Source organism: Mesorhizobium sp. M7D.F.Ca.US.004.01.2.1 (genome assembly GCF_003997785.1).
GTDB lineage: Bacteria > Pseudomonadota > Alphaproteobacteria > Rhizobiales > Rhizobiaceae > Mesorhizobium > Mesorhizobium loti.
Map to the genome: position 1 here is coordinate 1 of NZ_RZRQ01000298.1, position 7,306 is coordinate 7,306.

At 61.9% G+C, this 7,306-nt stretch carries 6 protein-coding genes; 4 read left to right on the forward strand and 2 right to left on the reverse strand.

Annotated features, from left to right (window positions below; translation table 11 throughout):
* The 3 genes from EN993_RS28050 to EN993_RS28060 form a co-directional block, all read left to right on the forward strand.
* On the forward strand, positions 1-717 hold a 717-nt coding region (locus tag EN993_RS28050; protein WP_245468992.1), incomplete at its 5' end, for an ABC transporter permease.
* Positions 714-1,481 (forward strand): ABC transporter ATP-binding protein, encoded by a 768-nt coding sequence (locus tag EN993_RS28055; protein WP_127265393.1) that lies wholly within the window; start codon positions 714-716, stop codon positions 1,479-1,481. The genes EN993_RS28050 and EN993_RS28055, both read left to right, overlap by 4 nt.
* Positions 1,474-2,496: an ABC transporter substrate-binding protein gene (locus tag EN993_RS28060; protein WP_127265394.1), complete on the forward strand. Its 1,023-nt coding sequence runs from the start codon at positions 1,474-1,476 to the stop codon at positions 2,494-2,496. Before EN993_RS28055 ends, EN993_RS28060 begins: the two co-directional genes overlap by 8 nt.
* Before the next feature lie 103 nt (positions 2,497-2,599).
* Here EN993_RS28060 and EN993_RS28065 read toward each other — a convergent pair whose 3' ends face one another.
* Both EN993_RS28065 and EN993_RS28070 read right to left on the reverse strand, forming a co-directional pair.
* Positions 2,600-3,370: a hypothetical protein gene (locus tag EN993_RS28065; protein ID WP_245468993.1), complete on the reverse strand. Its 771-nt coding sequence runs from the start codon at positions 3,368-3,370 to the stop codon at positions 2,600-2,602.
* Between the two features lie 32 nt (positions 3,371-3,402).
* Complete coding sequence (locus tag EN993_RS28070; RefSeq protein WP_245468994.1) at positions 3,403-6,051, reverse strand: tetratricopeptide repeat protein; 2,649 nt, start codon at positions 6,049-6,051, stop codon at positions 3,403-3,405.
* A gap of 298 nt (positions 6,052-6,349) precedes the next feature.
* Between EN993_RS28070 and EN993_RS28075 the strand changes: the two genes are divergently transcribed.
* Entirely contained in the window at positions 6,350-6,985 is a 636-nt protein-coding gene (locus tag EN993_RS28075; RefSeq protein ID WP_245462875.1) for an isoprenylcysteine carboxylmethyltransferase family protein, read from the forward strand.
* Positions 6,986-7,306: the final 321 nt, after the last annotated feature.

Genomic DNA, 7,306 nt, shown 5'->3' on the forward strand with positions numbered 1-7,306 from the left:
CTTTATGCCAGCTATTCCGGCATCAAGCCGACGATACTACCGGCGCCGTCGCGTGTCTTCGAGCAAGCGATGCTCAATCGCGAGGCGCTGGTCGACAACGCCATTCCGACCATCCGCGCCACGCTGCTTGGCTTTGCCTGCTCGCTCAGCGCCGCCTTTGCGCTGTCGATGCTGGTCGACTTCTTCCAGCCGCTGCGGCGTGCGCTGTTTCCCGTCTTCATTGTCAGCCAGACCTTGCCGCTGGTGGCGATTGCGCCGCTGGTGGTGCTGTGGTTCGGCTTCGGACTGGCGCCCAAGATCATGCTGGTGGCGCTGGTCACCTTCTTTCCGATGCTGGTGGCATTGGTCGAGGGCTATGAGGCGACCGAGGCCGAGGTCGGGCAAATGCTGCGCGCGATGGGGGCAGGGCGCTGGCGCATCTTCGTGCTGGCGCGGCTGCCTTCGGCGCTGCCTTATTTCTTCGCTGGCCTGAGGATCTCCATCACCTATGCGGTGGTCGGCGCCATCTTCGCCGAATATGCCGGCGCCGCGAAGGGGTTGGGCATCTACATGCTCAACGCCAAGAACAATTTTCGCCCCGACCTGGTGCTGGCCGCCGTCGGTGCCAGCGCCGCGCTGACACTTGTCCTGTTCGGGTTGACTGTGCTGCTGCAGCGCCTGGCCATGCCCTGGGAGCGCGCCGGCAAGGAAACCGCAGGGAAGAGGCCGTGGCGATGAGCCGGCTCGAGTTGCGGCATGTGCGCAAAGCGTTCGGCGGGCTCGATGTGCTGGCCGATATTTCGCTGAGTGTCGACGCTGGTGAATTCGTCTCGATCCTCGGGCCCTCGGGCGCCGGCAAGTCGACGCTGTTCCAGCTTCTGACCGGCGCCGAGCATGGCGAGGGCGAGATGTTCTTCGACGGCGCGCCGCTCGATGACCACGGCAGGCACTTCGCCTTCATGCCGCAACGCGACGCGCTGATGCCTTGGCGACGCATCCTCGACAACGCGACGCTCGGGCTCGAAGTGCAGGGCATCAGGCGCAAGGCGGCGCGGGCGCGCGTCGCGCCGCTGTTTGCCGAGTTCGGGCTTGCCGGCTTCGAGCGGCATTTTCCCGCGCAGCTCTCGGGCGGCATGCGCCAGCGCGCGGCGCTTTTGCGCACGGTGGTGCAGGAGCGTGACATGCTGCTGCTCGACGAGCCGTTCGGTGCGCTCGATGCACTGACCCGCACCGCCATGCAGCGCTGGCTCGAACAGATGTGGCGGCACCACCGCTGGACGGCGCTGCTGATCACTCACGACGTACGCGAAGCCGTGTTCCTCTCCGACCGGATCTATGTACTGTCGGCGCGCCCGGCCCGCATCGTGCGTGAAATCGAGGTGCCGCTGCCGCGCCCGCGCAGCCTTGGCGGCGATGCCGCGCGCCAGGCAAGTGCGCTCGAGGCCGAGATCCTCGACATCATCCTCAACCCCAACCCATCCAAAGGACACGACCATGACTGACTTGACGCGCCGGCAGGCCTTGTTGCTGACCCTTGCCACCGGCCTTCCGCTCGTTACCGGATCGGGGCGAGCCCAAGCACAATCGGCTGCACAAAAGGTCACCGTCGCCCTCGACTGGACGGTCAACACCAACCACATCGGACTGTTCGTCGCCCGCGACAAGGGCTTTTATCGCGAGGCCGGACTCGAGGTCGAGATCTTGCCCTACAGCGATACCGGTGCGGGCACGCTGGTCGCAAACCGCGTCGCCGATTTCGGTATCAACGGCACCATCAGCCTGTTCACCCAGAAGACCGCCGGGGCGGACCTGAAGGGCGTCTATGCGGTGGTGCAATCCGAAACCGGTCGCGTGGTGTTCAATGAGGCACGCAGCGAAATCAAAAGCCCGAGGAACCTCGACGGCTTGACCTATGGCGGCTTCGGCAGTGCCTGGGAAAACGCATTGATATCGACCATCATCCGCCATGATGGCGGCAAGGGCAATTTCGAGACGGTGACGCTCGGCACCTCGGCCTATGAGGCGCTGGCCAATGGTTCGGTCGATTTCACGCTTGAAGTTTCGACCTGGGAGGGTGTCGAAGCCGAACTCAAGGGCGTCAAGCAGCGCAGCTTCGTCTATGCCGATTACGGCGTGCCTGATGAGCACACGACGCTGATCTCTTCGAGCGAAGCCTATCTCCAGGCAAACCCCAACCCTGCGGCCGCTTTCGTCCAGGCGACGCGGCGCGGCTACCAGTTCGCTGTCGACCACCCCGAAGATGCGGCAGCCCTGCTGATCGCTGCCAACAAGGATGCATTGACCAATCCCGCGCTGATCGAGGCTTCGCTGAAGGCGCTGATCGACGGTCATTATCTACGCAGCCAAAGCGGCGCCATCGGGACGATGGATCCGGCCAAGATGGAAGCGATCGGCGACTATCTCTTCGCCTCGGGCATATTGCGTGATGCCGACGGCAAAGTTCTGGCGCAACGCCCTGATTTTGCAAAGTATTTCAGCAATTCAGCTCTGGGGTAAGGCGCCAATCGGATTCTCGAGCTTCGAGGACATGGCTAGCCAGTCAAAGAGGTTTACGGGGCGCGACAGATCCATGTCAGACGCACGGATCAGCAAATCCCGGCTAATTCCGGGCGATCTCATAGAGCAGAGTGGTTTTGATGTGTCGCCCGGGTTCACCTTGCAGCGACAATGCGGCTGCGTAGAGTTTTGCCACGGCTGGGCAGAGGCCTTCGAATTTCCGGCTGACATTGGCAATGGCAGTTATCTCGGCGGGAGTGCCGCCAGCGTCGATGAAAGCGTCGGCCAGCAGCGACCAGTCTCCGTCACTGGCAGCAGCGGCCGGCAGATCGCCATTCTTCGCTGCGCCGAAGGCGCGGAACAGGGTGGCGCCGACCTTGTCCATGTCGATCAGGAAATCCTGGTCCGGCGTGCTGAGCGCGCCCGGCCCTTCACGGAGGTAGTTGTTGCAGATGGTAGCGGTTTCCCGCGCCATGACATGGTTGAGCAGATCCAATTGTGCACGTAGCGCCTCGGCGGCTTTGCTGTCCGGAGCCGAGGACAGCAGGGATGCGTATCTTCGCCTGAGATCGGCGACCGCCATCCCGCTCGTGTTTCGCACCTGGTTGACATTTCCAAGCCTGGCCACGGCCGTGATCTTTTCCACGACGACGTCGTAGTCTTCTGGGAACTCCTGCTTGATTGCCTTGAAGATCTGGCTTCCCTGGCTCTCAATCTGTTCGCTCACCTGAGCCGCGGTCAGCGTCTGCGGATCGGGGGAACCAGCCACTGTCTGGTAGAGATATTTACCGCCGGCAAAGCCGAACGCCCAGGCAACACCTTCACCGCAACGAAGCACAAAGCGGCGACCCCCGCCACGCCCAAAGCTTTCCAACGCGACATCTGGCAGCCCTCCCAACCTTGTCTCTATTTCGCCCCGAGGCTCAGCGCTTTCTTGCGGTCGGCCTCGGCGCGCTTGTGGTTGCCCTTGGCGTCCCACGCTCTGCTCCGCACTTTGTAGGCGGTGGCGAAATCCGGTTTGAGCTTTATCGTTTGGCTCAAATCGGCGATGGCCCCGTCATAATCCGCCTTACTGATCCGAATGACGCCTCGGCCCAAATAGGCAAAGGGGTTCTTGCGATCGAGGCTGAGCGCCCTTTCGAAATCACGCAACGCTGCGGCGTCCTCATGCCTGCCCATCAAGATGAGGCCCCGGTCGGCATAAACCCTTGCGTCCTTGGTATCGAGACTGATGGCCTTTCCGTAGTCAGCAAGCGCCCCATCGTAATCTCTTTGGAAACCGCGGTTCTGGCCACGGTCGTAGTAGGTATCGGCAAAATTCGGATTGAGCGTGATTGCCTGACTGTAATCGGCGACGGCATGAGCGTAATCGCTCTTTGCCTCCCAGGCCATTGCTCGGGCCAGATAGGCGTCGTGGAATGCCGGGAAGAGCGCAATCGCCTTGTCGTACAGGGCAATGGCGCCGTCATAGTCGTCCCTCTCATGCAGCGTCCAGCCCTTGCTGAACGTCTGCGCGGCTGGCGAAGCGCTACTTGGCTTGATTGCCTCCTCGCCGGCCTGACCTGCGGCTTCGTCTGACGTCTTGGAGGCGTTCGCTTTCGCCGCCACCGCCACCTTGCGGCCTTTGCGGGCGATGGCCAGCTTTGGATCAAGCTCGAGCGCCTGGTCGTAGTCGGCAATGGCTCGATCGTAGTTGCCCTTGGCGAACCAGGTGCTGCCACGCCCGAAATAAACGGGCGCATAGCTGCCATCAAGTTCGATCGCGCGATTGTAATCGGCGATTGCGCGATCGAATTGATCCTTCTTGCCCCAGGCAACGGCGCGGCCGAAATAGGCGTCGAAATAGGTCGGATAGAGCTCGATCACCTTGCCGTAGTCGTCGATGGCACCATCATAATCGCCCTTCTCGACGCGTGACAGTCCTCGCCCGACATAGGCGGCGGCCTTCCTTGGATCGAGCGTGATCGCGCGGCTGTACTCGGCAATGGCGCGATCGTATTTGCGCTTCCTGTAGAACGCACCGCCACGATCCATGAAGGCCTTGAGGTTCTTCGGGTCCGAGCCGACGGCGTCCTGCGTGGCACCACCTTTCTTCAAGGCGGCCACGGCCGCCTTGCGGGCGACCGCGTAGTCCGGATTGCCCGGATAGAGCCTTATCGCCTGGTCGAAGTCGGCAATGGCGCCGCTATAATCCTTGCTGTCGGCCCGTTCTATGCCGCGCCCGTAATAGCTGGGGGCATCTTTGGCATCGATCTCGATCGCCGCCGAATAGGCTGTGATCGCGCGCTGGGCGTTGCCCTTCACATGCCAGGCCATGCCTATGCAGAAATAGGCATCCAGCACCTTCGGATCGAGTTCGGCGGCCCGGCCGCAATCGGCGAGAGCACCTTCGGCATCCTCGGTCGTGGCCTTGGCCATGCCCCGGCGAACATAGGCAGAGACCATATTCGGGAGGAGCTTGATCACCCGGTCATAGTCGGCAATCGCCCGGTCATAGGCGCGCTTGGCGTCCCAGGCTTTGCCGCGGCCGAAATAGGCGAGGGGACTGTCGGGATCGAGCGCGATCGCCTTGCCATACGCGCCGATTGCCTGGTCATACTTGCCGGCATCCGACAAGCTGTCGCCGTTCTGCACCGCGACGAGAACGCGCGGGTCGGTCGCCTGAATGAGCTCCGCCATCTTGGCGGTCGAAAGCTTGGCATCGGGCTGGGTATCATTGTCGGCGCCCTGCGGGACCGCAGGTTCGGCGCCGGGTTGCAGCTCGGCTTTCGTCGCCGCAGCCGCTTTGCGGCTGACGAGATAGTCCGTATTGCCCGGATCGAGCTTGATCGCTTCGTCGAAATCGGCAATAGCGCCGTTATAGTCTTTCCTGCCGGCCCGCGCCATGCCGCGCCCGTAATAGCTGGCATCGTCCTTCGGATCGATGCGGATCGCCTCGTCATATTCGGCGACGGCGCGCACTAGGTCGTCCTTCCTGTCCCAGGCGGCGCCGAGGCCGGCATGTGCGTTGCCGTTCTGTGGATCGGCCTCGATCGCTTGTTGAAAATCGAGAATAGCTGCATCGGTACGGCCTTTGCGCAGGAATGCGGCGCCGCGGCTGGAATAAGCATCGCTGGACCATGGCTCCAGGCTGATGGCGAGGTTGAAGTCCGCGATAGCGCGGTCGTTGTCTCCCTTGTCGTACCAATCGGCTCCGCGGTTGAAGTATGCCGATGCCTGCTTGGGATCGAGCGCAATCGCCTCACTGTAGTCCGCGATCGACCGATCGTAGTCCTGCTTGTCGTCCCGGGCGACGCCCCGATGGAAGTAGGCCATGACGCGGATGCGCGACGGCTGCGTGATGTCCTCAGCGATCGGCGTGCAGGCGGCGATGCGCTTGTCCGGCTCGACGTCCTTGCCTATGCAGGTTGCGTAGTCCCTCTCTGTGGCGAGCGCCGGTGCGTTCAGGGCAAGAATGACAGCAAGCCCAGCCAACAGCCGGCCGGGCGAAACCTTCATCGGCACACGCAATCCAATCACGGCGACGGGCAACCCCGCACCTTTCCAGCTCGCCATATCGCTGGTCCTCCCCCCGAAAAACCTTGGTCCGCCTCAGCGGTAATTGATTTATTGTTCTTTATTTGTTCCAAAATGCAAGCATAAATTGCAATGATGCCGAAACAATCTGTCGCGTGATGCGGTGGCGGCTCGGATGCCTTCGGTAGCGTTGATCCCGTTTTAATGCCGATCTGAGGTTGTTGATTAACTGCCCGGCAATGGTTGCATGCAAAGGTCGCCCTGAGGGATCATTGGGGTGCCTGCGTTGCTCATATCAAAAAGCGAAACCCTTTCGCGCATCAAAGACGACGGGATTTTGTCCGCAGTCCGAAAGCGCGAAATCCTGGTTGATTTGCGGGAAGGCTTCTTTCGGATCTGCGCGCTAGCCTTTGCGGGACTGTTCGTCTACCGCGGCGTGTATCACCTTATGCTCGACCCGACGCGTATCAATGTGGCGCTGTTGGCGATTTCCGAGATCCTGACCTTTACCTGGCTGCTTCTGTCGCGGCGGCCGCAGGTTCGCGACTGGAATCCGCTCACGGTGGTTGTCTCTGTGATCGCCAGTTTCGGTGTCGGCTTCATCGATCTGGAGCCGGGCGTGGCTATCGTTCCGGTCTATTTCGCGGCGCCTCTGCAGGCCCTGGCGTTGGGGTTTGTGATCTGGGGAAAGATATCGCTGGGCCGTTCGTTCGCCATTCTGCCGGGCAATCGCGGCGTGATGACCGGCGGCGCCTACCGCCTTGTGCGGCATCCGATCTATGCCGGCTACCTTGCCGGCCATATCCTGTTCCTGCTGTCGGCCTTTTCTTTCTACAATCTTGCCGTCTACGCCGTGATCACCTTCTTCCAGGTGCATCGCATCCTGCGCGAAGAGGCGCTGCTGGCCGCCACGCCGGAGTACCGGGACTATATAAAACGCGTCCACTACAGGCTGTTCTACGGGATCGTCTGACAACAGGGCGCCCACCCGCAATACCGGGCTGGGCCGCCGGCCGCATTTGCGAGCGGATGGCAAGCTTTCCGCGCGATGCAGGTTTCCGGATTTCCTGCGGAATGGCCAGGCGGCCAGCTCTGCCTGCTCATCGCACGCCGCTGACATCAAGACTGCCGGATCGGAAGTGCCGAACCAGCCGTGAGGCTTGACCGCACTCTCCTGGCCTCCGGCCGATCGGAAAGCCCGCCATCCTTGGCGGGCTTTCTGCGTGTTACCTCGGTTGGGCATCGCTCGCCGGGCGGAACGCTAATGCTCTGAAAGCGTTCACATCCCCAGCAA

Excerpts from the sequence above, each read along its gene's own strand:
- EN993_RS28055 (WP_127265393.1), top strand. The coding sequence starts at position 714 with ATGAGCCGGCTCGAGTTGCGGCATGTGCGCAAAGCGTTCGGCGGGCTC.
- EN993_RS28060 (WP_127265394.1), top strand. The coding sequence starts at position 1,474 with ATGACTGACTTGACGCGCCGGCAGGCCTTGTTGCTGACCCTTGCCACC.
- EN993_RS28070 (WP_245468994.1), bottom strand. The coding sequence starts at position 6,051 with ATGGCGAGCTGGAAAGGTGCGGGGTTGCCCGTCGCCGTGATTGGATTG.